20 protein-coding genes, 1 pseudogene and 1 riboswitch are annotated in these 23,462 nt (G+C 71.4%); of the genes and pseudogenes, 16 read left to right on the top strand and 5 right to left on the bottom strand.

Features of this window, described 5'->3' with window-relative positions:
- The 3 genes and pseudogenes from QMZ92_RS32125 to QMZ92_RS32115 all read left to right on the top strand — a co-directional run.
- A pseudogene (locus QMZ92_RS32125) lies at positions 1-181 on the top strand (aa3-type cytochrome oxidase subunit I); the annotation flags it as partial.
- A complete protein-coding gene (locus tag QMZ92_RS32120; protein ID WP_138055782.1) occupies positions 178-576 on the top strand; it encodes a cytochrome c oxidase subunit 4 in 399 nt (132 codons plus the stop codon). The pseudogene QMZ92_RS32125 and the gene QMZ92_RS32120, both read left to right, overlap by 4 nt.
- Positions 577-696: 120 nt before the next feature.
- On the top strand, positions 697-1,950 hold the full coding sequence (locus QMZ92_RS32115; RefSeq protein ID WP_283301097.1) for a L,D-transpeptidase: 1,254 nt from the start codon (positions 697-699) through the stop codon (positions 1,948-1,950).
- 28 nt (positions 1,951-1,978) lie between these two features.
- Here QMZ92_RS32115 and QMZ92_RS32110 read toward each other — a convergent pair whose 3' ends face one another.
- Positions 1,979-2,377 carry a hypothetical protein gene (locus QMZ92_RS32110; protein ID WP_283301096.1) on the bottom strand — a complete coding sequence of 133 codons (399 nt, stop codon included), beginning with the start codon at positions 2,375-2,377 and terminating at the stop codon, positions 1,979-1,981.
- A gap of 189 nt (positions 2,378-2,566) precedes the next feature.
- Between QMZ92_RS32110 and ctaE the strand changes: the two genes are divergently transcribed.
- From ctaE to QMZ92_RS32080, 6 genes are all read left to right on the top strand, one after another.
- Positions 2,567-3,187 (top strand): aa3-type cytochrome oxidase subunit III, encoded by a 621-nt coding sequence (ctaE, locus tag QMZ92_RS32105; protein ID WP_093653333.1) that lies wholly within the window; start codon positions 2,567-2,569, stop codon positions 3,185-3,187.
- A 66-nt stretch (positions 3,188-3,253) separates the two neighbouring features.
- A complete protein-coding gene (qcrC, locus tag QMZ92_RS32100) occupies positions 3,254-4,063 on the top strand; it encodes a cytochrome bc1 complex diheme cytochrome c subunit (RefSeq protein ID WP_283301095.1) in 810 nt (269 codons plus the stop codon).
- Entirely contained in the window at positions 4,060-5,109 is a 1,050-nt protein-coding gene (gene qcrA, locus QMZ92_RS32095; RefSeq protein ID WP_283301094.1) for a cytochrome bc1 complex Rieske iron-sulfur subunit, read from the top strand. Before qcrC ends, qcrA begins: the two co-directional genes overlap by 4 nt.
- Positions 5,106-6,728, top strand: a complete 1,623-nt coding sequence (qcrB, locus tag QMZ92_RS32090; protein WP_283301093.1) for a cytochrome bc1 complex cytochrome b subunit — start codon at positions 5,106-5,108, stop codon at positions 6,726-6,728. Before qcrA ends, qcrB begins: the two co-directional genes overlap by 4 nt.
- Before the next feature lie 153 nt (positions 6,729-6,881).
- Positions 6,882-7,946, top strand: a complete 1,065-nt coding sequence (trpD, locus tag QMZ92_RS32085) for an anthranilate phosphoribosyltransferase (protein WP_283301092.1) — start codon at positions 6,882-6,884, stop codon at positions 7,944-7,946.
- A gap of 74 nt (positions 7,947-8,020) precedes the next feature.
- A riboswitch (SAM riboswitch) is annotated at positions 8,021-8,138 on the top strand.
- Positions 8,139-8,366: 228 nt separating this feature from the next.
- Positions 8,367-9,881 carry an aminotransferase class V-fold PLP-dependent enzyme gene (locus tag QMZ92_RS32080; RefSeq protein WP_283301091.1) on the top strand — a complete coding sequence of 505 codons (1,515 nt, stop codon included), beginning with the start codon at positions 8,367-8,369 and terminating at the stop codon, positions 9,879-9,881.
- Between the two features lie 231 nt (positions 9,882-10,112).
- Here the strand turns inward: QMZ92_RS32080 and QMZ92_RS32075 are convergent, their stop codons facing one another.
- Together QMZ92_RS32075 and QMZ92_RS32070 are read right to left on the bottom strand one after the other, a co-directional pair.
- Positions 10,113-10,394 carry an Lrp/AsnC family transcriptional regulator gene (locus tag QMZ92_RS32075; RefSeq protein ID WP_017949877.1) on the bottom strand — a complete coding sequence of 94 codons (282 nt, stop codon included), beginning with the start codon at positions 10,392-10,394 and terminating at the stop codon, positions 10,113-10,115.
- Positions 10,391-11,116, bottom strand: coding sequence for a rhomboid family intramembrane serine protease (locus QMZ92_RS32070; protein ID WP_283301090.1), 726 nt, complete (start codon positions 11,114-11,116; stop codon positions 10,391-10,393). Before QMZ92_RS32070 ends, QMZ92_RS32075 begins: the two co-directional genes overlap by 4 nt.
- Positions 11,117-11,229: 113 nt before the next feature.
- On the opposite strand from QMZ92_RS32070, the gene QMZ92_RS32065 reads away from it, so the two are divergent.
- From QMZ92_RS32065 to QMZ92_RS32045, 5 genes are all read left to right on the top strand, one after another.
- Positions 11,230-11,472 carry a hypothetical protein gene (locus QMZ92_RS32065; protein ID WP_283301089.1) on the top strand — a complete coding sequence of 81 codons (243 nt, stop codon included), beginning with the start codon at positions 11,230-11,232 and terminating at the stop codon, positions 11,470-11,472.
- Positions 11,473-11,514: 42 nt separating this feature from the next.
- Entirely contained in the window at positions 11,515-12,873 is a 1,359-nt protein-coding gene (locus QMZ92_RS32060) for an NYN domain-containing protein (RefSeq protein ID WP_283301087.1), read from the top strand.
- 317 nt (positions 12,874-13,190) lie between these two features.
- Positions 13,191-14,219: a C40 family peptidase gene (locus QMZ92_RS32055; protein WP_283301086.1), complete on the top strand. Its 1,029-nt coding sequence runs from the start codon at positions 13,191-13,193 to the stop codon at positions 14,217-14,219.
- A gap of 198 nt (positions 14,220-14,417) precedes the next feature.
- Positions 14,418-15,446 (top strand): C40 family peptidase, encoded by a 1,029-nt coding sequence (locus tag QMZ92_RS32050; protein WP_283301085.1) that lies wholly within the window; start codon positions 14,418-14,420, stop codon positions 15,444-15,446.
- A 151-nt stretch (positions 15,447-15,597) separates the two neighbouring features.
- Entirely contained in the window at positions 15,598-16,857 is a 1,260-nt protein-coding gene (locus QMZ92_RS32045; RefSeq protein ID WP_502962183.1) for a hypothetical protein, read from the top strand.
- Positions 16,858-16,967: 110 nt separating this feature from the next.
- On the opposite strand, the gene QMZ92_RS32040 is transcribed toward QMZ92_RS32045, so the two are convergent.
- Positions 16,968-18,251, bottom strand: coding sequence for a glycosyltransferase 87 family protein (locus QMZ92_RS32040; protein ID WP_283301084.1), 1,284 nt, complete (start codon positions 18,249-18,251; stop codon positions 16,968-16,970).
- Between the two features lie 136 nt (positions 18,252-18,387).
- On the opposite strand from QMZ92_RS32040, the gene QMZ92_RS32035 reads away from it, so the two are divergent.
- Positions 18,388-19,530: a glycosyltransferase family 4 protein gene (locus tag QMZ92_RS32035; protein WP_283301083.1), complete on the top strand. Its 1,143-nt coding sequence runs from the start codon at positions 18,388-18,390 to the stop codon at positions 19,528-19,530.
- A 403-nt stretch (positions 19,531-19,933) separates the two neighbouring features.
- The gene (locus tag QMZ92_RS32030; protein WP_502962184.1) at positions 19,934-21,574 is read left to right on the top strand and encodes a GMC oxidoreductase; all 1,641 of its coding nucleotides are present in this window, start codon (positions 19,934-19,936) and stop codon (positions 21,572-21,574) included.
- On the opposite strand, the gene QMZ92_RS32025 is transcribed toward QMZ92_RS32030, so the two are convergent.
- Positions 21,562-23,358 (bottom strand): AMP-dependent synthetase/ligase, encoded by a 1,797-nt coding sequence (locus QMZ92_RS32025; protein WP_283301081.1) that lies wholly within the window; start codon positions 23,356-23,358, stop codon positions 21,562-21,564. The genes QMZ92_RS32030 and QMZ92_RS32025 overlap by 13 nt on opposite strands.
- Between the last annotated feature and the right edge of the window lie 104 nt (positions 23,359-23,462).

Genomic DNA, 23,462 nt, shown 5'->3' with positions numbered 1-23,462 from the left:
CGGCCGTTCGCTCGAATGGGCGACGTCCTGCCCGCCGCCGCGGCACAACTTCCTCACCCTGCCGCGGATCCGCTCCGAATCCCCGGCGTTCGACCTGCACCACCCGGAGATCGCGGCTCTCGACCAGCTCGACCACGCCGGTCACGGTGCCATCACCGCTGACAAGGAGGCCGGCAAGTGAAGATCCAAGGCAGGATGTTCATCTGGCTGAGCGTCTTCATCCTCGCCATGGCCATCCTCTACGGCGTGTGGTCGAAGGAGCCGGCTGGTACGACGGCGCTCTTCCTGGCCTTCGGCCTGAGCATCATGATCGGCTACTACCTGGCCTTCACGGCCCGGCGCGTGGACGCCATGGCGCAGGACGACAAGGAGGCCGACGTCGCGGACGAGGCCGGTGAGGTCGGCTTCTTCTCGCCGCACAGCTGGCAGCCGCTCTCGCTCGCCTTCGGCGGCGCGCTGGCCTTCCTGGCCGTCGCGATGGGGTGGTGGATCATGTACTTCTCCGCCCCGCTGATCCTCGTCGGCGTCTTCGGCTGGGTGTTCGAGTACTACCGCGGCGAGAACCAGAACCAGTAGCGGACACACCGCTCCGGACCACGCAGGGGCCCGGACACTGACCCGTAAGGGTGGTGTCCGGGCCCCTCGTTTGCAGTCATCCGGCGCGCCGCCGCGGCGGGTTCTCCATAGCGTGTGCTCATGAACGTCACGCCGCGCAAGCGCACCGTAGCGAGCTGCACCGTGCTCGCCCTGGCCCTCGGGGCGGGGACGACCGCGTGCGGCGGCCAGGACAGCCACCCGTTGTCGGCGAGGCCGTACGACGCGGCGCGTCAGGTCGCCTTCAACGCGCCTCCCTCGGGCACCAAGGCAGACCCGGACAAGCCCCTGGTGGTCACCGCCAAGGGCAAGGACGGCCGGATCACGGACGTCACCGCAGTCGACACCGCCGGCCGCTATCTGGCGGGCGAACTCTCCGCGAACGGTGCGCGATGGCGCTCCACGGGCCCTCTCGCGGCCGGAACGCGCTACACCGTCCGGGTCTCCACGGAGAACGGCGGCGGCGCCCCCGGTGTCCGTACCCTCACGTTCGAGACCGCCTCCCCGAAGCGCCTCCTGGGCGTCGAACTGGGCCCGAAGACGGGCACCTACGGGGTCGGCCAGCCCATCACCGCCGAGCTCAGCCGCCCCGTGGCCACCAAGGCGGACCGGGCCGCGGTCGAACGGTCCCTCAAGGTCACCTCGACGCCCGAGGTGGAGGGCGCGTGGCACTGGGTGGACGACAAGAAGCTGCACTACCGTCCGAAGGAGTACTGGCCCGCCGGGGCCTCCGTCGAGGTGCACAGCACCCTGGACGGCGTGAAGGTCGGCGACCGGCTGTACGGCGGCCCCACGAAGCCGCTCGAGCTGACCATCGGCGACCGCGTGGAGGCCATCACCGACGCCTCCACCCACCAGATGACGGTCAAGCGCAACGGGGAAGTGATCAAAACCATGCCGGTGACCACCGGCAAGCCGGGCTTCTCGACGCGCAACGGCGTCAAGGTCGTGCTCGGCAAGGAGTACTTCGTCCGCATGCGCGGTACCAGCATCGGCATCCCGGTCGGCAGCGCGGAGTCGTACGACCTGCCCGTCTACTACGCGACGAGGGTCACCTGGAGCGGCGAGTACGTCCACGCCGCGCCCTGGTCCGTCGGCTCCCAGGGGTACGCGAACGTCAGCCACGGCTGCACCGGCATGTCCACCGGCAACGCGGCCTGGTTCTTCAAGACCGTCCGCGAGGGCGACATCGTCAAGGTCGTCAACAGCCTGGGTGCCCGGATGGACCCGTTCGGGAACGGCTTCGGCGACTGGAACCTCGAATGGGACGAGTGGCGCTCCGGCAGCGCGCTGCTGGAGGGCACCCGGGACGGCGGCAGCGCGGCCGACGGGGCACGGCTGCGCCCCAGGGTCTGAGGCGTACCGGAGGCGGGCCCCGCGGGCGTCAGGCCGCGGCCCGTCGCCCGCGCAGCAGCCCCGCCAGGGCCTCGGCGAACTCCACCGGTTCGACCGGGAGCGTCACCGCCGCGTCCGCACGGCTCCAGGTGGCCAGCCAGGCGTCCTGCGGGCGCCCCATGAGCACCAGGACCGGCGGGCAGCGGAAGACCTCGTCCTTGATCTGGCGGCAGACGCCCATGCCGCCTGCGGGCACCGCCTCGCCGTCGAGCACGCACACGTCGATCCCGCCCTTGTCCAGCTCCTTGAGGACCGCGGGCAGGGTCGCGCACTCGATGAACTCGACCGCGGGAACGTCGGCGGCCGGGCGGCGGCCCGTGGCGAGCCGCACCTGTTCGCGGGTGCCGGCGTTGTCGCTGTACACCAGCACCGTGGCGGTCGACTGCATTGTTCCTCCGGGTTCGTCGGGGAGAACTGGGCTGCACCGATGCGCCGGATGCTACTCCTCACAGGGCCCGATCAGCACCGCCCGTACCGGCTCAATGACTGCTTTTGATGGGCCGTTCGGGCTGGACACGACTCACTGACACACCGAACGGCACCCCCCGGAGTGAGGGCTGGATAAGCGACCGACATAATGTCGGTCGTGGCGACAGCAACGACAGTAGAAACCGGGCACGCGCACCCGTCGGTCAATCGGCCGAACCTCACCAGCGTCGGAACCATCATCTGGCTGAGTTCCGAGCTGATGTTCTTCGCGGCCCTCTTCGCGATGTACTTCACCCTGCGATCGGTGACGGGGGCCGAGTACTGGGCAGAACGGGCCTCGACCCTGAACTTCCCCTTCTCGGCGACCAACACCACGATCCTGGTGCTCTCCTCCCTCACCTGCCAGCTCGGCGTCTTCGCCGCCGAGCGCGGTGACGTGAAGAAGCTCCGCACCTGGTTCGTGATCACGTTCGTGATGGGTGCGATCTTCATCGGCGGCCAGGTGTTCGAGTACACCGAGCTGGTCAAGCACGAGGGCCTCTCGCTCTCGTCGGACCCGTACGGCTCGGTCTTCTACCTGACCACCGGCTTCCACGGTCTGCACGTGACGGGCGGTCTCATCGCCTTCCTGCTCGTTCTCGGCAGGACGTACGCGGCCCGGAGGTTCACCCACGAGCAGGCAACCGCCGCCATCGTCGTGTCCTACTACTGGCACTTCGTCGATGTCGTCTGGATCGGCCTCTTCGCCACGATCTACATGATCAAGTAGCCGGGCTCCGTACCCGCACACATTCCAGAAGCATCGACGCAGAAGATCCTGACACCGGGGTAATCCGTGAAAAAGCTCTCCGCACGACGACGCCATCCGCTGGCGGCGGTCGTCGTCCTACTCCTCGCGCTGGCGGCCACTGGGGGGCTGTACGCCGCGTTCGCGCCCGCGGACAGGGCGCAGGCCGATGAAACCGCCCAGTCACTCGCCATCGAGGAGGGCAAGAAGCTCTACACCGTCGGCTGCGCCAGCTGCCACGGAACCGGCGGTCAGGGCACCTCAGACGGGCCGTCCCTGATCGGCGTGGGTTCTGCCGCCGTGGACTTCCAGGTCGGCACCGGCCGTATGCCCGCCCAGCAGCCGGGCGCCCAGGTGCCGAAGAAGCCGAACATCTACTCGCAGGCCGAGATCGACCAGCTCGCGGCGTACATCGCCTCCCTGGGCCCGGGCCCGGTCACGCCGACCGAGAAGCAGTACAACCCCGAGGGTGCGAACATCGCCCGAGGCGGTGACCTGTTCCGCACCAACTGCGCCCAGTGCCACAACTTCACGGGTGAGGGCGGTGCGCTGACGCACGGCAAGTACGCCCCGAACCTGGAGGGCGTGAGCCCGAAGCACATCTACGAGGCCATGCAGACCGGCCCGCAGAACATGCCGTCCTTCCCCGACACGACGATGCCGGAGCAGGAGAAGCGCGACATCATCGCGTACATCCAGACGGTGAACAGCGGCGAGTCGGAGACCCCGGGCGGACTGAGCCTCGGTGGGCTCGGACCCGTCAGCGAGGGATTGTTCGCATGGGTGTTCGGTCTGGGTGCGCTGATCGCCACCGCCATCTGGGTCGCGGCCCACACCGCTAAGGCCAAGAAGTCATGAGTAGCCAAGACATTCCCGAAGAGACCCTGCCCTCCGAGCAGGAGCACGCGCACGGCGCCGTGGCGACGAAGGACCCCTTCGCCGACCCGGGCCTCCCGGCCCACCGGCCGCGGATCCAGGACATCGACGAGCGGGCCGCCAAGCGGTCCGAGCGTACGGTCGCCCTGCTGTTCACCGTGTCGATGCTCGCGACGATCGCGTTCATCGCCTCGTACGTGATCTTCCCGGTTGACAAGATCGTCTACATCTGGCCGTTCGGTCACGTCAGCGCGCTGAACTTCTCGCTGGGCGTGACGCTCGGTGTCGCCCTGTTCTGCATCGGCGCGGGCGCGGTCCACTGGGCCCGCACCCTGATGTCCGACCAGGAGCTGGTGGACGAGCGTCACCCGATCGAGGCCGCGCCGGAGGTCAAGGCCAAGGTCCTGGCCGACTTCGCCGCGGGTGCGGAGGAGTCCGGCTTCGGCCGGCGCAAACTGATCCGCAACACCCTCTTCGGCGCGCTGGCCATGGTGCCGCTGTCCGGTGTGGTGCTGCTGCGCGACCTCGGTCCGCTGCCGGAGGACAAGCTCCGCCACACGCTGTGGGCCAAGGGCAAGCAGCTCATCAACATGAACACGCACGAGCCGCTGCGTCCCGAGGACGTGGCCGTGGGTTCGCTGACCTTCGCCATGCCCGAGGGTCTGACCGAGCACGACCACAGCTTCCAGACCGAGATCGCCAAGGCCGCCCTGATGATCGTCCGGATCCAGCCGGAGGACATCAAGGACAAGCGCGAGCTCGAGTGGTCCCACGAGGGCATCGTCGCGTTCTCGAAGATCTGCACCCACGTCGGCTGCCCGATCTCCCTGTACGAGCAGCAGACGCACCACGTGCTCTGCCCGTGCCACCAGTCCACTTTCGACCTCTCCGACGGCGCCCGCGTCATCTTCGGCCCGGCCGGTCACGCCCTTCCGCAGCTGCGGATCGGTGTGAATGACGAAGGCTTCCTCCAAGCGCTCGGCGACTTCGACGAGCCCGTCGGTCCTGCTTTCTGGGAGCGCGGATGAGCACTGCAACTGACAAGAGGAAGGCTCCGGCCGGCGAGCGCGTCGCCGACTGGGCCGACGGCCGGCTGGGGATCTACTCCCTCGCCAAGGCCAACATGCGCAAGATCTTCCCGGACCACTGGTCCTTCATGCTGGGTGAGGTCGCGCTCTACAGCTTCATCATCATCATCCTCACGGGTGTGTACCTGACGCTGTTCTTCCACCCGTCGATGAACGAGGTGGAGTACCACGGCAGTTACGTCCCGATGCAGGGCGTGCTGATGTCGGAGGCGTACGCCTCGACCCTGGACATCAGCTTCGACGTCCGCGGCGGTCTGCTGATCCGGCAGATCCACCACTGGGCGGCACTGATCTTCCTCGCGGCCATGATGGTCCACATGATGCGCGTCTTCTTCACGGGCGCGTTCCGCAAGCCGCGCGAGATCAACTGGCTGTTCGGCTTCCTGCTCTTCGTCCTGGGCATGTTCACCGGGTTCACCGGTTACTCGCTCCCGGACGACCTGCTCTCCGGCACCGGTGTCCGCTTCATGCAGGGCGCGATCCTGTCCGTGCCGATCGTCGGTACGTACCTGTCGATGTTCCTGTTCGGCGGGGAGTTCCCCGGCGGCGACATCGTGGCCCGGTTCTACTCGATCCACATCCTGCTGCTGCCGGGCATCATGCTCGGCCTGCTGGTGGCGCACCTGATCCTGGTCTTCTACCACAAGCACACGCAGTTCGCGGGTCCCGGCCGGACCAACAACAACGTGGTCGGCATGCCGCTGCTGCCGATCTACATGGCCAAGGCCGGCGGCTTCTTCTTCCTGGTCTTCGGCGTCATCGCGGTCATCTCGGCGATCGCCACGATCAACCCGATCTGGGCGCTCGGCCCGTACCGGCCGGACCTGGTGTCCACGGGCGCCCAGCCCGACTGGTACATGGGCTTCTCCGAGGGTCTGATCCGCGTGATGCCCGGCTGGGAGATCAACCTCTGGGGCCACACCCTGGTCCTGGGCGTCTTCATCCCGCTGGTGATCTTCCCGCTGGTGCTGGCGTCCATCGCGGTCTACCCGTTCATCGAGTCCTGGGTCACCGGGGACAAGCGCGAGCACCACATCCTGGACCGCCCGCGCAACGCCCCGACCCGTACCGCCTTCGGTGTGGCCTGGCTGACCTGGTACTTCGTGCTGCTGATCGGTGGTGGAAACGACCTCTGGGCGACCCACTTCCATCTGTCGATCAACTCGATCACCTGGTTCGTCCGGATCTTCTTCTTCGCCGGACCGGTCCTGGCCTTCGTCATCACCAAGCGGATCTGCATGGGTCTGCAGCGGCGCGACAAGGACAAGGTGCTGCACGGACGCGAGTCCGGCATCATCAAGCGCCTGCCGCACGGTGAGTTCGTCGAGGTCCACGAGCCGCTGACGCAGGAGGCCCTGCACACGCTCACCGCCCACCAGCAGTACACGCCGGTCGAGATCGGCCCGACGGTCGACGAGAACGGCGTGGAGCGGAAGGTCTCGCGCACCGAGAAGCTCCGGGCGCGGCTCAGCAAGGCGTACTACGGCAAGGACAACCAGGTCGCGAAGCCGACCGTCGAGGAGTACAAGGAGATCACCAGCGGCCACGGCCACCACTGATCCCCTTCGCTGATCGCAGCGATCGCCACGGCCGGGTGACCACCCGGCGACCGCCAGGCGGAGAGCCCCGTCCATCCGATGGACGGGGCTCTCCGCCGTCCCGGGGCTCGATAGGGTGGGGGCATTCCCATCCGGACGGACCCAGGAGCGACCATGAGCGCTGTGACCCCCGCAGGTGGATCCACCGCGGCGGGCCTTTCCTGGCCCGAGGTGCTGGACTCCCTGCTGTACGGCCGTGACCAGAGCGCGGAGGCGACCGCCTGGGCCATGGACCGCATCCTGCGGGGCGAGGCGACCGACGCGCAGATCGCGGGCTTCGCCGTGGCTCTGCGGGCCAAGGGCGAGACCGTCGAGGAGATCTCCGGGCTCGTGCGGACGATGTACGAGCACGCCCGGACGATAGAGGTGCCCGGTGACACGGTCGACATCGTGGGCACGGGCGGCGACGGCGCCAAGACCGTCAACATCTCCACCATGTCCGCGATCGTCGTGGCCGGCACCGGTGCGAAGGTGGTCAAGCACGGCAACCGGGCCGCGTCGAGCGCGAGCGGAGCCTCGGACGTCCTGGAGAAGCTCGGCGTCAATCTGGAGCTGACGCCGGAGCGGGTCGCCGCGGTCGCCGAGGAGGCGGGGATCACCTTCTGCTTCGCGGTGAAGTTCCACCCGGCGCTGCGGCACGTCGCCGCGGCCCGCAGGGAGCTCGGAATCCGTACGACTTTCAACTTCCTGGGTCCGCTGACCAACCCCGCTCGGGTGAGGGCCCAGGCCACCGGCGTCGCGGACGCCCGGATGGCCCCGATCATGGCCGGTGTGCTGGCCGCGCGGGGCTCCAGCGCGCTGGTCTTCCGCGGCGACGACGGCCTGGACGAGCTCACGACGACCGCGACCTCGCGGGTGTGGGCGGTCCGGGACGGTGCCGTGCACGAGGAGGCCTTCGACCCCCGGGACGTGGGCATCGAGCTGGTCCCGGTGGAGGCGCTGCGCGGCGCGGACGCCTCGTACAACGCGGATGTCGCCCGTCGGCTGCTCGCCGGGGAGACCGGGCCCGTGCGGGACGCGGTCCTGCTGAACTCGGCCGCGGCGCTGGTCGCGCTCGGCGGGGACGAGGGTGATCTCGTGGACCGGCTCAGGGCCGGAATGGCCCGGGCCGCGGAGTCCATCGACTCGGGGGGGGCGAAGCGGGCGCTGGACCGCTGGGTGGCGGCGAGCAACGCGTGACGTGACGCGGGGCGCAGTCCGGATGGCGGACCGCGCCTTGCGCACAGTGGGGCGTATGGCAGGATGCTTCCCAAGGTCATGAGTGACAGCGACTACGGCCCCGGCCCGCTGTCCGGCAACCCTCCGTCCGTGGCGGGGTGCCCCGGGTGAAGACCAGGCCGTGGGCAGCGAGGTCCACGGCAAGCGCGGACCCCGCGGACATCGGTGAATGTCGCAGCCCTGGGGTCCTGGTCCTCGAGGGAGCTGTCTCGTGAGCAAGCGAATGCGTTAGGGCCCCTCGGCCCCTTTTCCCCCTCCGTGCGCGCCTGTTGTGCCGTGCGTCGAGGCAGCACCCGTATACGGAGCGGCCGTTGCCGGCCGTCGTGCCGCCGTGCGGGTCCTTCACGCCCATTTCGCCCTTACCTGCCGGGAGATACCGCCATGTCCGTGCGCCCGCACACCGTCGAGACCGCCACCCCTGCCGCCGCCTCCGCCGCCTCCGCCGCCTCCGCCGTCACGTCCGCGGACGGCCCGGCCGGAGCCGTCGCGGCCGTCGCCCGAACCGCCGCCGGCGACCACGACCCCTGCTGCGGCGCCCCGCTGCCGGTGCTCGGCCGGGACGTCGCCGTGCCGCTCGTGACCGCCGGCGAAGTCACCTACGCCGCACTCGACTACGCGGCCAGCGCCCCGGCCCTGCAGCGCGTGTGGGACGACGTCGCCGCGTACGCCCCGTACTACGGCAGCGTCCACCGCGGAGCCGGGTACCTCTCGCAGTTGTCCACCGACCTGTTCGAGAACAGCCGGGCCACGGTCCACGAGTTCCTGGACTGCCGCGACGGCGACCAGGTCGTGTTCACCCGGTCGACGACCGACTCGCTGAACCTGCTGGCCGGCGCGCTCCCCGTCGGCTGCGAGGTCTTCGTCTTCGAGACCGAGCACCACGCCGCCCTGCTGCCGTGGGCGTGCGCCCGTGTGACGTACCTGAACGCCCCGCGCACCCCGGGCGAGGCGGTCCGGACGCTGGAGTCGGCGCTCGCCCGCCGCGACCCCTACGGCCCTGCCCTGGTCTGTGTGACCGGTGCGTCCAACGTGACCGGCGAGCTGTGGCCCGTACGGGAACTGGCCGCTGCGGCGCACGCCCACGGCGCGCGCATCGTCCTGGACGCCGCCCAGCTCGCCCCGCACCACCGCGTCTCCGTGCGGGACCTGGACGTCGACTGGGTCGCCTTCTCCGGGCACAAGCTGTACGCGCCGTTCGGCTCCGGTGTCCTCGCCGGGCGTGCGGACTGGCTGCAGGAGGCCGAGCCGTACCTCGCGGGCGGCGGCGCCTCGCGGAAGGTCTCGCGCCGCACCGACGGCGGCGTGGACGTCGAGTGGCACACCACCGCGGCCCGCCACGAGGCCGGCTCGCCGAACGTCATCGGCGCCTACGCGATCGCCTCCGCCTGCAGGGCTCTCACGGAGGCCGGCTTCGACGCCCTCGTCGAGCGCGAGCGGCACCTGATCGCGAAGGTCCGTGCGGGTCTCGCCCAAGTGCCCGAGGTCCGGGTGCTGTCGCTGTTCGGCGACGACTCCCCCCGGGTCGGCGTCATCTCCTTCGTGGTGGAGGGCTGGAACAGCTCGCACTTCGCGGCCGCGCTGTCCGCCGAGTACGGCATCGGCGTGCGCGACGGACTGTTCTGCGCCCACCCGCTGGTCCGTACGCTGCTGGGCGGTGACCCGCAGGAGGTCGGCGAGTGCGGTGCCCCGGAGGCCGGGCCGGGCGAGCGAAGCGAGGCGGGGGTCCACCCGGCCGAAGGCCGGGGGAGGCCGCTGAACGCGATCCGGGTCAGCTTCGGGGCCGGTACGCCGGACGAGCACGTGGAGCGGTTCGTGGGGGCGGTCACGGAACTGGTGCGCGACGGTGCGAGGTGGAACTACCGCACCGAGGACGGGCGTTGCGTTCCCGCCGTGTGAGCCGTGTGAGCCGTGTGAGCCGTGCGGGCCGGACGGGACGGCAGCGGGGCCTCTCCCGCGTCGGCGCCCGCCGGCCCGACCGCTCCGCGCGCCCCCGGCCGGCTCCGCACCGTCCAGCACGGGACGCCGGGCCCGAGCGGTCCGGCGGGCACCGGCCGACCCGGTGCCCGCGGCGCCGGGGACCCGAGTGCGCCCGTCGGCCTCCGGCCGGCCTCCGGCTCGCGCGGCGAGCTACGCGTCGAGTCCGATCGCGAACGCTGCCTCCAGGTCGTGCTGGGAGTACGTACGGAACGCGACATGGGTGTCGGTGGCCTCGACTCCGGGGATCTTGCTGATCCGCCCGGGGATCACATCGGCCAGGTCGTCGTGCTTCGCGACCCTGACCATGGCGATCAGGTCGTAGGTGCCGGTGACCGAGAAGACCTCGCTGACGCTGTCCAGGGAGGCGATCGACTCGGCGATCTCGGGAATGCGGTCCACGCTGGTCTTGATGAGCACGATCGCGGTGATCACGGCTGTCCTTCTCCCTCGGTGGCCGCTGCTGGGGGTTTCACTCTAGCGGCCTGTCGGAATCGGCCCCACGCGTAGAGGAACCCGATACCGAACCCCACCAGATGTGCCAGATACGCCACCCCGGGGCCCGTGGACGAGCTCTGCGCCTCCGCCAGCCACTGCAGCACGAACCAGAAGATCAGCACCATCCACGCGGGGAAGCGCAGCGGCAGGAAGAACAGGAAGGGATAGAGGCTTGTCACCCGCGTCCTCGGGAAGAGGCAGAGAAAGGCGCCCAGCACGCCCGAGATGGCTCCGGACGCCCCGACGAGCGTGTGGTCCGACTCGGCGTTGGCCGCCGCGTAGGCGAGGAGTGCCAGATAGCCGCACCCCAGGTAGAAGAGCGCGAACTCCGCGTGCCCCATGCGTTCCTCGACCATGGCGCCGAAGACATGGAGGAAGAGCATGTTGCCCAGCAGATGGAGCCAGCTGCCGTGTACGAAGAGTGCGGTCAGCGGGGTGAGCAGGGCCCTCGGGGAGCCCTGCAGCAGTTCGCTCGGGATCACGCCCCAGCGTTCGAAGTGGACGGCCTGGGCGGTGAGCAGGGTGTCCCCGGTGCCGTACGACGGGTTGAGCCCGGAGACCGGACCGACGACGAACAGGAGGCAGCACATGCCGATCGCTCCGTAGGTCACCACCGGGCCGGTCGTCACGCCCCGTACCGCCGTCCACCGATCGATCATGCCCAGAGCATGGCGTACCGGGACCGATGCGGGCAGACCGCCTCGCCGTGTCGCGGCGGACCCGTGAGGTCGTAGGGTTACGGGCAGTACGCACGAGGAGACGAGGACGGCCGATGACGACGGTACCCATGCCCACGGAGACCACCCGGTGGCGCTGCACCCTGTGCGGCAATCTCACCCGTTTCGACGTGACCCGGTCCTCCAAGGTCGTCGAGTACGTCCATCTGGATCTGGCGGGGGAGCCCAAGGTGGAGGAGCGCGATGTGGTGAGTGAGACCATCGAGGCGGTCCGCTGCCGCTGGTGCAACGCCGTGGACCAGATCGAACTGGTGGACAGGCCGGGCAGCGGCTCCTGACGGAGCGGTGCGACCCGCGGGAAGACAGTGGGGTGACGGATCGTGGAGCAGCCCGAGAGCGGCGCCGGGCCGGCCGGTGCCGGCGACGCCGCCGAGGCGCTCGACCGCCCGCTGCCGGAAGGCGTGCGGCGACGGGTCGTCGCACTGGTCTCGGACGCCTTCGGCGGGCTGAGCATCACCGAACTCCCCGCCCAGTTGAGGCAGTACGCCCGGTTCACCCCGACCCGCCGGGCGAAGTACGCGGGCAACGCCATGGCCGCGGTTCTGGAGGGCGACCCCGTCTTCCGGCAGCGCATCGGTGAACGGCTCCGCGACTCCCAGCCCGAGCTCGCCTCCGCGCTGGAGTCCGGGACGCCTCCCGCGGCCGCCGACCCCGTCGACGTGGCGGCGGCCGCCTATGTGCTGCGGCCGGCCGGCTGGGGCAAGCTGGTGGCCGCCGCCGGCGAGGAGGCCCAGCGGGTCGACGCCGAGCGCGCGGACGATGAGAGCAGGCGCGAGCTGCAGCGGCTCCGCGAGGAGCTGGACCGGCTGAAGGCGCAGCACAAGGCCGAGACCGAGCGGCTGCGCACCGAGCTGGACGCGGCCCGCAAGGAGTCGGACGCGCTGCACCGCAAGCTGCGCAGTGCCCAGAGCGACGTCAAGCGCGCCGAGGCGGCCGTGCGCCGCGGCAACGCGGAGCACGAGGGCGCCAGGGCAGAGGCGCACGCGCAGGTCTCCGCGGCCGAGAGCGAGGCGCGCCGGCTCAAGGCCAGGCTCGCCGAGGCGGAGGCCGCGGTCGAGGCGAGCCGCAAGGCCGCCCGCGAGGGCCGGTCGATCGAGGACATGCGGGTGCGGCTGCTGCTGGACACCGTGCTGGACGCGGCTTCCGGGCTGCGCCGCGAACTGGCCCTGCCACCCGCCTCCGTGCACCCGGCCGACACCGTCGACGCCGTGGAGCCCGGCCGGATGAGCCCCAAGGACATCGCGGCGCGCGCACTGTCCGAGACCGACCCGGCGATGCTGGACCAGTTGCTGGCGCTGCCCCAGGTCCATCTGCTCGTTGACGGGTACAACGTCACGAAGACCGGCTATCCGACGATGCCGCTGGAGAAGCAGCGGCTGCGGCTGCTCGGCGGACTCGCGATGCTGGCCGCGCAGACCGGCGCCGAGATCACCTGCGTCTTCGACGGTGCCGAACTCGCCGCGCCGGTGCTGCTGGCGCCCCCGCGCGGGGTGCGGGTGCTGTTCTCCAAGCCCGGTGTGACCGCGGACGAGCTGATCCGTCAGCTGGTCCGGGCCGAGCCGCCGGGCCGGCCCGTGGTCGTGGTCTCCACGGACCGCGAGGTCGCCGACGGGGTGGCGAAGGCCGGGGCGAGGCCGGTCGCGTCCGCGATGCTGCTGAAGCGGCTTTCGCGTGTCTAGTGTGACTCGTAACTCCTGGGCTTAATGCCCGATTTCGCGGAACGTACCGTCAAGTCGCCGCTACTGCCCGTGGGGTGCGTGTAAAGAATGCGCTCCGTGGGCCAGATTTTTCTCATGAGGATTTGAAGTGATCACAGGAAGGTCACTAGGGTCAGGCCTCGAACCTTCGCGCGGTTGATCGTCCATCCGGGATGACAGCGAAGGAACCGCCGATTTCGCGCAGTTCATCCCTTTTTCGCGGGGGAGTCGAGTGTGCGCGAAGCCGGGGATCCCCCCACGGCCCGGCAGGCGGCTCGAGGAAGAAGGAGCTCGCCTTCGTGGCGTCCCACCGTCGTCCCAAGCAGCCGAGCCGCACCCGTGTGACCGTGCTCACCGCGACCGCCGCCGCGGCCGTCGCCCTCACCTCGCAGGCCGCCCAGGCCGCTCCGGCCAAGCCGAGCAAGGACGAGGTCAAGGCCAAGGTCGACGCCCTCTACCACGAGGCGGAGAAGGCCACCGAGGACCACAGCCTGGCCAAGGAGCAGCAGACCAAGCTCCAGAAGGAGATCGACGCGATCCAGGACCGCGTCGCCCGTGGGCAGGACGAGCTCAACACCATGCGGGACAAGCTGGGTTCGGTGGCCAGCGCCCAGTACCGCTCCGGCGGCATAGACCCGTCCGTCCAGCTCTTCCTCTCCGGTGACCCGGACACGTACCTGGACAAGGCGTCCGCGATGGACCAGCTCGGCGCCAAGCAGGCGACCGCGCTGGAGGACATCCAGTCAAAGCAGCGCGACCTCGCCCAGCAGCGCGCCGAGGCCACCCGCAAGCTCGGTGACCTCGAGGACGTCCGCAAGACGCTCGGCGAGAAGAAGGCCAAGATCCAGGGCAAGCTCTCCGAGGCCCAGAAGCTCCTCAACACCCTGACCGCCGCCGAGCGGGCGAAGCTGCAGGAGGAGGAGGAGCGCGCCAGCCGTGCCGCGGGTGAGCGCGTGAACCTCGGCAACGAGGTGCCGGCCTCCCAGCGCGGTGCCGCCGCGCTGAACGCCGCCGCCACCCAGCTGGGCAAGCCGTACGTCTCCGGCGCCGAGGGCCCCAACTCCTACGACTGCTCGGGGCTGACCCAGTGGGCGTACCGCCAGGCCGGCGTGAGCCTCACCCGGACCACCTACACCCAGCAGAACGACGGTGTGAAGATCGGCCGCAGCCAGCTCAAGCCGGGCGACCTGGTCTTCTTCAACAGCCTTTCGCACGTGGGTCTGTACGCGGGCAACAACCAGATCCTGCACGCCCCGAAGCCCGGCACCGTCGTCCGCTACGAGTCCATGGACTACATGGGCACCTTCCAGTTCGGCGTCCGGATCTGACGCCCCACCAACCGGCGCCCGATCGGGCGAATTGCGGTATGCGCCGCTGACGGTGCGCCCCGCCGGTGACCTGTGGTCTCCCGCGGGGCGTCACTGTATGTGCTCGATGCGGCTTTTGGCCGTCCCCCTCCCTCGCCGTTACTGTCTGCCGCGCAGCAGCCGCTCAGGCTGCGTCCAGCGGAAGGGAGTACGGCTCCTGTGGCGTCCCATCGCCGACCCTCAGCGTCCGGTTTCGACCGGGGTGCCCGGGTCACCCTCCTTTCAGCCGCGGCGGCGACCGCCGCGGCCGCGCTCGGTACCGCACCGGCCGGAGCCGACCCGTCCGGCGGTCCCGCCGCCACCCGCGCCCAGGTCGACCGGCTGTACGAGCAGGCCGAGAAGGCGACGGAGCAGTACAACAAGGCGGGCGAGCACGCCGACGAACTGCGCGCTCAGGTGGCCCGGGCCCAGGACCGGGCGGCCCGCGGCCAGGAGGCCGTCAACCGGATGCGGGACGCGCTCGGTTCCGTGGCCGGGGCCCAGTACCGCTCCGGCGGGGTGGACCCGGCGCTCGCCCTAATGCTCTCCGGCGATCCCGACACGTACCTCGACCGGGCGGCGGTGCTGGACCGGTTCGGCGACCGGGAGGCGACCGTGCTGAGCGACCTCCGGCGGGCCCAGCGGCGCCTCGGCCAGGAGCGTTCCGAAGCCGCCCGGAAACTGGCCGAACTGGAGCGCACCAGGACCGCCCTGGCCCGCCACAAGCGGACCGTCGAGGCCAAGCTCGCGTCGGCCGAGCGGCTGCTGGCCTCGCTGCCGGCGTCGGAGCGGGCTGCCTACGACCGGGCGTCCCGCTCCGGCCGCGGCGTCCCCGACCTGTCGGGCGGGGCGGGCCCCTCGTCCGCGCGTGCGGGCGCGGCGGTGGCGGCCGCGCAGAGCGCCGTCGGCAGACCGTACGTCTGGGGCGCCAACGGACCGAACGGCTTCGACTGCTCCGGCCTCACCCAGTGGTCCTACGCCCAGGCCGGCGTCGGGCTGCCCCGCACCTCCCAGGCGCAGCGGTACGCAGGACGGCAGGTCCCGCTGTCCCAGGCGAGGCCCGGTGACCTGGTCACGTACCGCTCCGACGCCAGTCACGTGGCCATGTACGTCGGCAACGGGCAGGTCGTCCACGCGCCCTACCCCGGGGCGGCGGTGCGCTACGACCCGGTGGGGATGATGCCGATCGCCTCGGTGACCCGGCCCTGAGCGGGGCGGGTCCCGCCGGACCGGCGCTGAGCGGGACGGGTCCTGCCGGGAAACGGGACTCCCCCGGCCCGCTCCCCGACGGGCCGCGGCCCCTCCCCGGACCGCCCGGGACCGGGTCGGCCCGCTCCACGGTTCGCCTACGATCGGCAGGGTGGCCGATCAGGGGTTCTTCGGGCGGACGGCGGGATGGCGGCGCGGGGCGGCGCTCGTCCTGACCGGGCTCCTCCTGGCCGGGTCCCTGGTGACGGGCGGCTGCGCCGACGCACCGCGGCGGGACACCACCGGGCGCGACGTCCAGCGCACGCTCGACGCCCGCGCCGCCGCGGTGCTCCGCCACGACGAGGCGGGCTATCTGGCGGCCCTCGACCCCTCCGCCCGGCAGCTGAAGGCGGCGGCGCGTGCGGAGTTCGCGAACCTCGCCGAGGTGCCGCTGAGTTCCTGGGAGTACCGGCTCACCGGCGTACGGCGCTCCGGCGTCCGGGCCACGGCCGACGTCGAGCTGCGCTACCGGCTCGACGGCTACGACCCCTCGCCGGTGACCGCCGAGCGCCGCCTGGAACTGGCGGAGCGGAACGGCCGCTGGCACATCACCGCCGACCGCCCCGGCCGCGGCGGCGGACAGCAGCTGTGGCAGCAGGGCGACATCGAGGTGGTGCGCGGCACCCACAGCCTGGTCCTCGGCGTCGGTCAGGAGCCGGCGTGGCTCCGGCGGATCGCGTCGGACGCCGACCGGGCCGTCCCCGCCGTCTCGGCCGCGTGGGGCGGGGCCTGGGCGGGGCGGGTGGTGGTCGTGGTACCCGCCTCGCTGGACGCCATGGGACGTCTGCTGGGCGCGCCCGCCGCGGAGTACCGGGGCATCGCGGCGGTCACCACGGGCAGAGCGGCCGCCCCCGACAAGGGCGGCGGCCCGGCACCCGCGGACCGGGTGACCGTCAACCCCGAGGCGTACGAAGTGCTCGGTGATCTCGGCCGACGCGTCGTCCTCACCCATGAGACCGCGCACGTGGCCACCCGTGCGCACACCTCGGCCGCCACCCCGCTCTGGCTCTCCGAGGGCTTCGCCGACTGGGCCGCCTACCGCGGCACCGGCCGCGACCCCCGTCGGGCGGCACCGGAACTGCGCCGCGCGGTCCTCCGCGGCGAGCTCCCCGCGGCTCTCCCCACCGACGCCGACTTCCGCTTCGGCGGTGACGCCCGGGCGCTGGGTCGCGCCTACGAGGGCGGCTGGCTGGCCTGCGAGCTGATCGCCGACCGCTGGGGCGAGGAGCGGCTGCGCGCGTTCTACCGGACGGTGGGTGCCTCCGGGGAGCGCGACGGGGCGGTGGAGTCGGCGCTCGACGAGGTGCTGGGCACGAGCCCTGAACGCTTCACGGCGGACTGGCGGGAGTACGTGCGCGAGCGGCTGGAGTGAGGTCTGCGGTGCGCCGGGGCGGCGGGGCCGACGAGGTCCCGCCGGGGTGCACGGGCCCGGAATCCGGGGAGCGTACCCGCGCCTGGGGCCGGGGCCGTACCCGTGCGGCGTCAGGAACCGACGGCGGCCCTGTCGCTGTCGCGGTCGGAACGAGCCGGCAGCGCCCGCCTGCGCCGTCGCGCCGGGACCGTGCTCGTCCAGAGGCGGCGGCACGCCAGCAGCGCGGCCGCGACCAGGAGGCCGTTGCGGGCCGCGAGGACCGCGATCCCCTCGGGGTCGCTCGCGACCACCTTGTCGAACCAGACGGGGAACTCCAGGAAGGTGAGCCCCGTCGCCACCAGCACCAGCAGGCTCGGCAGGGCCATCCGGCTCGACCGGAAGGCGAGACAGACCGCGGCCAGTCCGAGCAGCCAGATCAGGTACTGGGGGCTGATCACTCGGCTCGTGGTCGTGAAGAGGAGCACCGCTGTGAACGCCGCGTCCGCCGGCGTCGCGGCGGAGAACTCCGACGCCCGCAGCCGCCACACCGCCAGCCAGCCGAAAGCCGCTGCCGTGAGACCCAGCGCCACGCCGCTGACCAGGGGGACGTACGGGCCGAGGAACTCGACCGAACCGTAGTTCAGCAGGACCTGCCCCTCCCAGCCGAAGTGCCGTGCCACGTGGAATACCAGCGCGCCCAGCGACTCGACCTCGGTGCCCCGGTCCCGCTGGAAGCCCAGGAACGCCAGGGCCCCGGGCATCGACACGGTGAGGACCAGCAGCAGGGACGCCGCCGTGACCGTCGCGGCGATCCAGGCCCGTCTCTGCCGCAGCCCGGTCAGCAGCAGCACCGGCCACACCTTCAGCATCGCCCCGAACCCGGCCAGCGCCCCGGCGATCCCGGGTCGGCGGGCGGCGGCCAAGAGCGCGGCGACCGCGACCGCGGTCACCATCAGGTCGTAGCGGGCGTACGCCGTCGGACCCAGCAGCGGCACCCCCGCGATCCAGAACCACATCCCCCTCGTCGATCTGCCGGGCCGCCGCCCCGCGTACTGCAGCAGCCCCAGGACCACCGCGTCGCAGACCAGTACCAGCACGAAGAAGGCGCGGACGTAGTCCAGGAACGGCAGCATGCCGGGGGACAGGATCGCCAGGGCGGCCGCGGGCGGGTACTGCCAGGTGACGTCGTCCAGCGGATACGTGCCGGTCCGCAGCACCTCGTACCAGCCCCGGTAGATCACCGCGACGTCGCTGGTCACGTCGGGACCCCGGACGGGGAGGAGCTTCAGCACCCAGAGCAGCAGCAGCGCCCTGGTGAGGGCGAAGGCCGCGACGGCCGCGGTCACGGAGAACCCGGACGCGGAGGGTCTCGCCGCGGTGCCGCCCGCTGCGGCGGAACGCCCTGTGCCTTTCATGATCACCCCGTGCCGCTCGATCGGTCCCGTGCCCTGTGCGCCGTCCCCGCCGCCGTGCCGGGCCCGACCGCCATGATGCCGGTCACGCCGGTCCGCCCGCGATGGGACGCGGCCGCCGTTGGTACTGTCGGCGGCGATGGACAAGACCCTCGTCGTGACCAACGACTTCCCGCCGCGCCCCGGTGGCATCCAGGCGTTCCTCCACAACATGGCGCTGCGCCTGGACCCCGAACATATCGTCGTCTACGCCTCCACCTGGAAGCACGGTCGCCATGGGGCGGAGGCGACGGCCGCGTTCGACGCCGAGCAGCCGTTCACGGTGGTCCGCGACCGGACGGCGATGCTGCTGCCCACCCCGCGCGTCACCCGGCGCGCGGTGGGGCTGCTGCGGGAGCACGGGTGCACATCGGTGTGGTTCGGGGCCGCCGCCCCGCTCGGGCTGATGGCTCCGGCGCTGCGACGGGCGGGTGCGCGGCGTCTCGTCGCGACGGCGCACGGCCACGAGGCGGGGTGGGCCCAGCTGCCCGGATCCCGGCAACTGCTGCGCCGGATCGGCGAGGGCACGGACACGATCACCTACCTCGGCGAGTACACGCGCTCGCGGATCGCCGCCGCGCTGACGCCCGAGGCGGCCGGACGGATGGTGCAACTGCCGCCGGGCGTCGACGAGAAGACCTTCCATCCGGGCTCGGGCGGCGAGGCGGTGCGCGAACGGCTCGGGCTCACCGACCGCCCGGTGGTCGTCTGCGTCTCCCGGCTGGTGCCCCGCAAGGGCCAGGACACCCTGATCCGGGCCATGCCCGCGATCCTCGCGAAGGTGCCGGACGCGGTGCTGCTGGTCGTCGGCGGCGGGCCCTACGAGAAGGACCTGCGGAGGCTCGCCGGGACCACGGGCGTGGCGGCCTCCGTCCGCTTCACCGGGGCGGTCCCGTGGGAGGAACTGCCCGCGTACTACGGCGCCGGCGACGTCTTCGCGATGCCGTGCCGCACACGCCGCGGCGGGCTGGACGTCGAGGGCCTCGGCATCGTCTACCTCGAGGCGTCGGCGACGGGCCTCCCGGTCGTCGCCGGCGACTCCGGCGGCGCGCCGGACGCGGTGCTCGACGGCGAGACGGGCTGGGTCGTGCGCGGCGGCTCCCCGGAGGAGTCCGCGGACCGCGTCGTCACTCTGCTCCAGGACCCCGACCTGCGCCGCCGCATGGGCGAGCGGGGCCGCGACTGGGTCGAGGAACGCTGGCGCTGGGACCTCCTGGCGGACCGGCTCAGGGCGCTGCTGTAGACCGGGCGACGCCGACGACCCGGGCGGCATCGCCCGGACGACCGGGCGGACGTCCCCCGAGCCCCGGGCATCGTGCGGCCATCGCCCGCGCCGGGCACGGCGGGCGGTGGCGCTGCCCGCGTACGACGCCCGGTGTACGTCCGGCCCGCCGGCCCTCGCGCCGGGACCGTGGTCCCCGGGTTACTGGGGCTTGTCCGTGCGCCGGGATCGTGGGCCCCGGCTCGTCCTCGGTGCCGGGACCGTAGGGCCCGCCGCTCCGACCCGCCCCGCGCGGCGCCTTCGGACATTCGCACGGTCCCGGCCGCATCCGCCCGTCCGCGGCGCGAACCGCCCTCTTGCGCCGCGCGAAAAAACTCCGCGCAGCGGATAGGCGGAACCGGAAAATCCGCACATGCTGCGCACTATGACACCAAATCTGACGCGCCGTCACCTCCTGGGTCTCGGCGCCCTCCAGACCGCAGCCGCGCTCGGACTCACCCGTATCGGCCCCGCGCCCACGGCCCACGCGACGACCGTCCCGGCGGCCTCCCGGGCCGGAGCCGCCGACCACACACCCGCCCTCGTCATCGGCTCCGGCTACGGCGCCGCCGTCACCGCCCTTCGCCTCGGCGAGGCCGGAATCCCCACCCTCGTCCTGGAGATGGGCCGGCTCTGGGACACCCCGGGCCCCGACGGGAAGCTCTTCTGCAGCACCGGCGCCCCGGACCACCGCTCGATGTGGTTCCGCACCCGCACCGAGGCCCCGCTCGCCCAGTTCCTCTGGCTGGACGTCGTCAACAAGGACATCAGTCCCTATCCCGGCGTCCTCGACCGCGTGCGCTTCGACAGCATGTCGGTCTACGTGGGCCGCGGCGTCGGCGGAGGATCGCTCGTGAACGGCGGGATGGCCGTCGTCCCGCAGCGTGCGTACTTCTCCGAGATGCTGCCGAACGTCGACGCCGGCGCCATGTACGACCGGTACTTCCCGCTGGCCCGGCGGATGCTGGGCGTCAACGACGTCGACCCGGCGTGGTTCGAGTCCACCAAGTGGTACCGCTTCTCGCGGATCTCCCGCAAGCACGCCGCCAACGCCGGTCTGAGGACCGTCTTCGTGCCCAACGTCTACGACTTCGGGTACATGCAGCGCGAGGCCGCCGGCCAGGCGGTCCGCTCCGCGCTCGCCGGAGAGGTCATCTACGGCAACAACCACGGCAAGCGCAGCCTCGACAGGACCTATCTCGCCGCCGCGCTGGGAACCGGCAACGTCGCCATCGAGACGATGCAACGGGCCCGCGCGCTGCGAAGGCAGCCGGACGGCACGTACGTCGTCACCGCCGACCGCATCGACACGACCGGCAAGGTCGTCGCCACCCGCGACATCGGCTGCACCCGGCTGTTCCTGGGCGCCGGCAGCCTCGGCTCCACCGAACTCCTGCTGCGCGCCCGGGAGTCGGGCGCACTGCCGGATCTCAGCGAGCACCTCGGCGCCGGATGGGGAACCAACGGCAACGTCATGACCGCCCGGGCCAACCACCTCTGGGACACCGTAGGCGCCCACCAGGCGACCATGCCGGTGATGGGCATCGACGACTGGTCCAACACCGCCAACCCCGTCTTCGCCGAGATCGCCCCGCTGCCGATGGGCTTCGAGCACTGGATCAGCCTCTACCTGGCCATCACCAGGAACCCGGAGCGCGGCAGGCTCGTCTACGATCCCGGCACCGACGCGATGCGGCTCCTGTGGACCCCGGCACAGAGCAAGGTGTCCGTCGACTCCGCCAAGAAGCTGTTCGACCGCATCAACCTCAGGAACGCCACGATCTACCGGTACGACCTGTTCGGTGGCAACAGGACCTTCGCCGACGACTTCACCTACCACCCGCTCGGCGGGTGTGTGCTCGGCCGGGCCACCGACGACCACGGCCGGGTCCGGGGCGCCCCCGGGGTGTACGTCACCGACGGAGCCCTCGTGCCGGGCTCCATCGGCGTCAATCCGTTCCTCACGATCACCGCGCTCGCCGAGCGCAACATCGAACGGGTCCTCGCCGAGGACTACGCCCGGTAGATCGCCTCGATCTCGTCCGCGAAGTCCTTGGCCACCACGTTCCGCTTCAGCTTCAGCGACGGCGTGATGTGGCCGGCCTCCTCAGTGAACTGGGAGCTGAGAACCCTGAATTTCCGCACCGATTCAGCCTTGGAAACCGCGGCGTTGCCCTCGTCCACCGCCCGCTGGATCTCCGCCAGCAGATCCGCGTCCTCGCGCAGCGAGGCAGCCGTCGAACCGGCCGGCTTGCCGTTGTCGGAGACCCAGCGGGCCAGGAACTCCTCGTCGAGGGTGACCAGCGCGCCAACGAAGGGCCGCCCGTCGCCCACGACCATGCACTCCGCGACCAGCGCGTGCGCGCGGATGCGGTCCTCGATGACCGCCGGGGCGACGTTCTTGCCGCCCGCCGTCACCAGGATCTCCTTCTTCCGTCCCGTGATCGCGAGATAGCCGTCCTCGTCGAGGGTGCCGATGTCACCGGTGTGGAACCAGCCGTCGGCCAGCGCCTCGGCGGTCGCCGCCTCGTTGTTCCAGTAGCCCGTGAAGATGTGCTCGCCGTGCAGCAGCACCTCGCCGTCGTCGGCGATCCGCACCACCGACCCCGGAAGCGGCTGCCCGACCGTACCGATCTTCTGGCGGTCCCAGGGGTTGAACGCCGTCGCCGCACAGGTCTCCGTGAGGCCGTAGCCCTCCAGCACCGTGAAGCCGATGCCGCGGAAGAAGTGGCCCAGCCGCTCGCCCAGCGGGGCGCCGCCGGAGACCGCGAACTCGCCGCGCCCGCCCAGCACCGCACGCAGCTTGCTGTAGACGAGTTTGTCGAACACCTTGTGCTTGATCTTCAGCCCGAGCGGCGCGCCCTGCGGGGTGCCGATCGCGCGGCTGTACTCGATGGCCGTCGCCGCGGCCTTGTCGAAGATCTTGCCCTTGCCGTCCGCCTGCGCCTTGGCCCGCGCGGAGTTGTAGACCTTCTCGAAGACCCGCGGCACACCGAGGATCAGCGTCGGGCGGAACGAGGCGAGCTCGTCGGTGAGGTTCTTGATGTCCGGTACGCAGCCGAGCTTGATGGGCGCCATCACCGACGCGACCTCGACCATGCGCCCGAAGACGTGCGCGGCGGGGAGGAAGAGCAGGACCGAGCTGTCACCGGTGCGGAACAGCGGCTTCAGACGCTCGACCAGGTTGCCGCACTCCGCGAAGAACGCCCGGTGCGTGAGCACGCAGCCCTTGGGGCGACCCGTGGTGCCCGAGGTGTAGACGATGGTCGCCGGGTCGTCGGCCTTGGCGGAAGCACTGCGCTCGTCGACCGTCCCGTCGGGGATCTCCGCCCCGGCCTCGGTGAGCTGCGCGACCGCGCCGCCCTCGATCCGCCACACGTGCCGCAGCGCCGGCAGGGCGACGCGCACCGACTCGATGGCCGCGGCGTGCTCCTCGCTCTCGACGATCGCGGCGACGGCGCCGGAGTCCCCGAGGATCCACTGAACCTGCTCCGGCGAGCTGGTCTCGTACACCGGGACGGTCACACCGCCGGCGCTCCAGATCGCGAAGTCGAGCTGCACCCACTCGTAACGGGTGCGCGACATCAGTGCGACCCGGTCCCCGGGCCCCACGCCGGCGGCGATCAGGCCCTTCGCTGCGGCCCGCACCTCGGCGAGGAACTGCGCGGCGGTGACATCGGTCCAGGTCCCGGCGACCTTTCTGCCCATGACCGCGACCTCGGGGTGCTGCGTGGCATTGCGGCGGATGAGATCCGTCAGATTGCCGTCCGTCGGGACCTCGTACAGGGCCGGAAGGCTGAACTCACGCAAGACTGCTGCTCCTCATCGGGCGCCGGCGCCACGGCTCTGTGTGAACGCACCGGGGACTGCCCGGACGTTACCCATCAGTACTCAGTTCCGGATAGGGGGTCCCG

The organism is Streptomyces sp. HNM0645, from assembly GCF_030056615.1.
Taxonomy (GTDB): domain Bacteria; phylum Actinomycetota; class Actinomycetes; order Streptomycetales; family Streptomycetaceae; genus Streptomyces; species Streptomyces marianii.
This window is presented reverse-complemented; position numbering and strand designations above follow the sequence as displayed.

Bases quoted from the DNA above. Each gene is read 5' to 3' on its own strand.
- qcrB (WP_283301093.1), top strand. From the start codon at position 5,106: ATGAGCACTGCAACTGACAAGAGGAAGGCTCCGGCCGGCGAGCGCGTC.
- trpD (WP_283301092.1), top strand. From the start codon at position 6,882: ATGAGCGCTGTGACCCCCGCAGGTGGATCCACCGCGGCGGGCCTTTCC.
- QMZ92_RS32040 (WP_283301084.1), bottom strand. From the start codon at position 18,251: ATGAAAGGCACAGGGCGTTCCGCCGCAGCGGGCGGCACCGCGGCGAGA.
- QMZ92_RS32030 (WP_502962184.1), top strand. From the start codon at position 19,934: ATGACACCAAATCTGACGCGCCGTCACCTCCTGGGTCTCGGCGCCCTC.
- QMZ92_RS32115 (WP_283301097.1), top strand. From the start codon at position 697: ATGAACGTCACGCCGCGCAAGCGCACCGTAGCGAGCTGCACCGTGCTC.
- QMZ92_RS32110 (WP_283301096.1), bottom strand. From the start codon at position 2,377: ATGCAGTCGACCGCCACGGTGCTGGTGTACAGCGACAACGCCGGCACC.
- QMZ92_RS32065 (WP_283301089.1), top strand. From the start codon at position 11,230: ATGACGACGGTACCCATGCCCACGGAGACCACCCGGTGGCGCTGCACC.
- QMZ92_RS32070 (WP_283301090.1), bottom strand. From the start codon at position 11,116: ATGATCGATCGGTGGACGGCGGTACGGGGCGTGACGACCGGCCCGGTG.
- qcrA (WP_283301094.1), top strand. From the start codon at position 4,060: ATGAGTAGCCAAGACATTCCCGAAGAGACCCTGCCCTCCGAGCAGGAG.
- ctaE (WP_093653333.1), top strand. From the start codon at position 2,567: ATGTCGGTCGTGGCGACAGCAACGACAGTAGAAACCGGGCACGCGCAC.
- QMZ92_RS32035 (WP_283301083.1), top strand. From the start codon at position 18,388: ATGGACAAGACCCTCGTCGTGACCAACGACTTCCCGCCGCGCCCCGGT.
- QMZ92_RS32080 (WP_283301091.1), top strand. From the start codon at position 8,367: ATGTCCGTGCGCCCGCACACCGTCGAGACCGCCACCCCTGCCGCCGCC.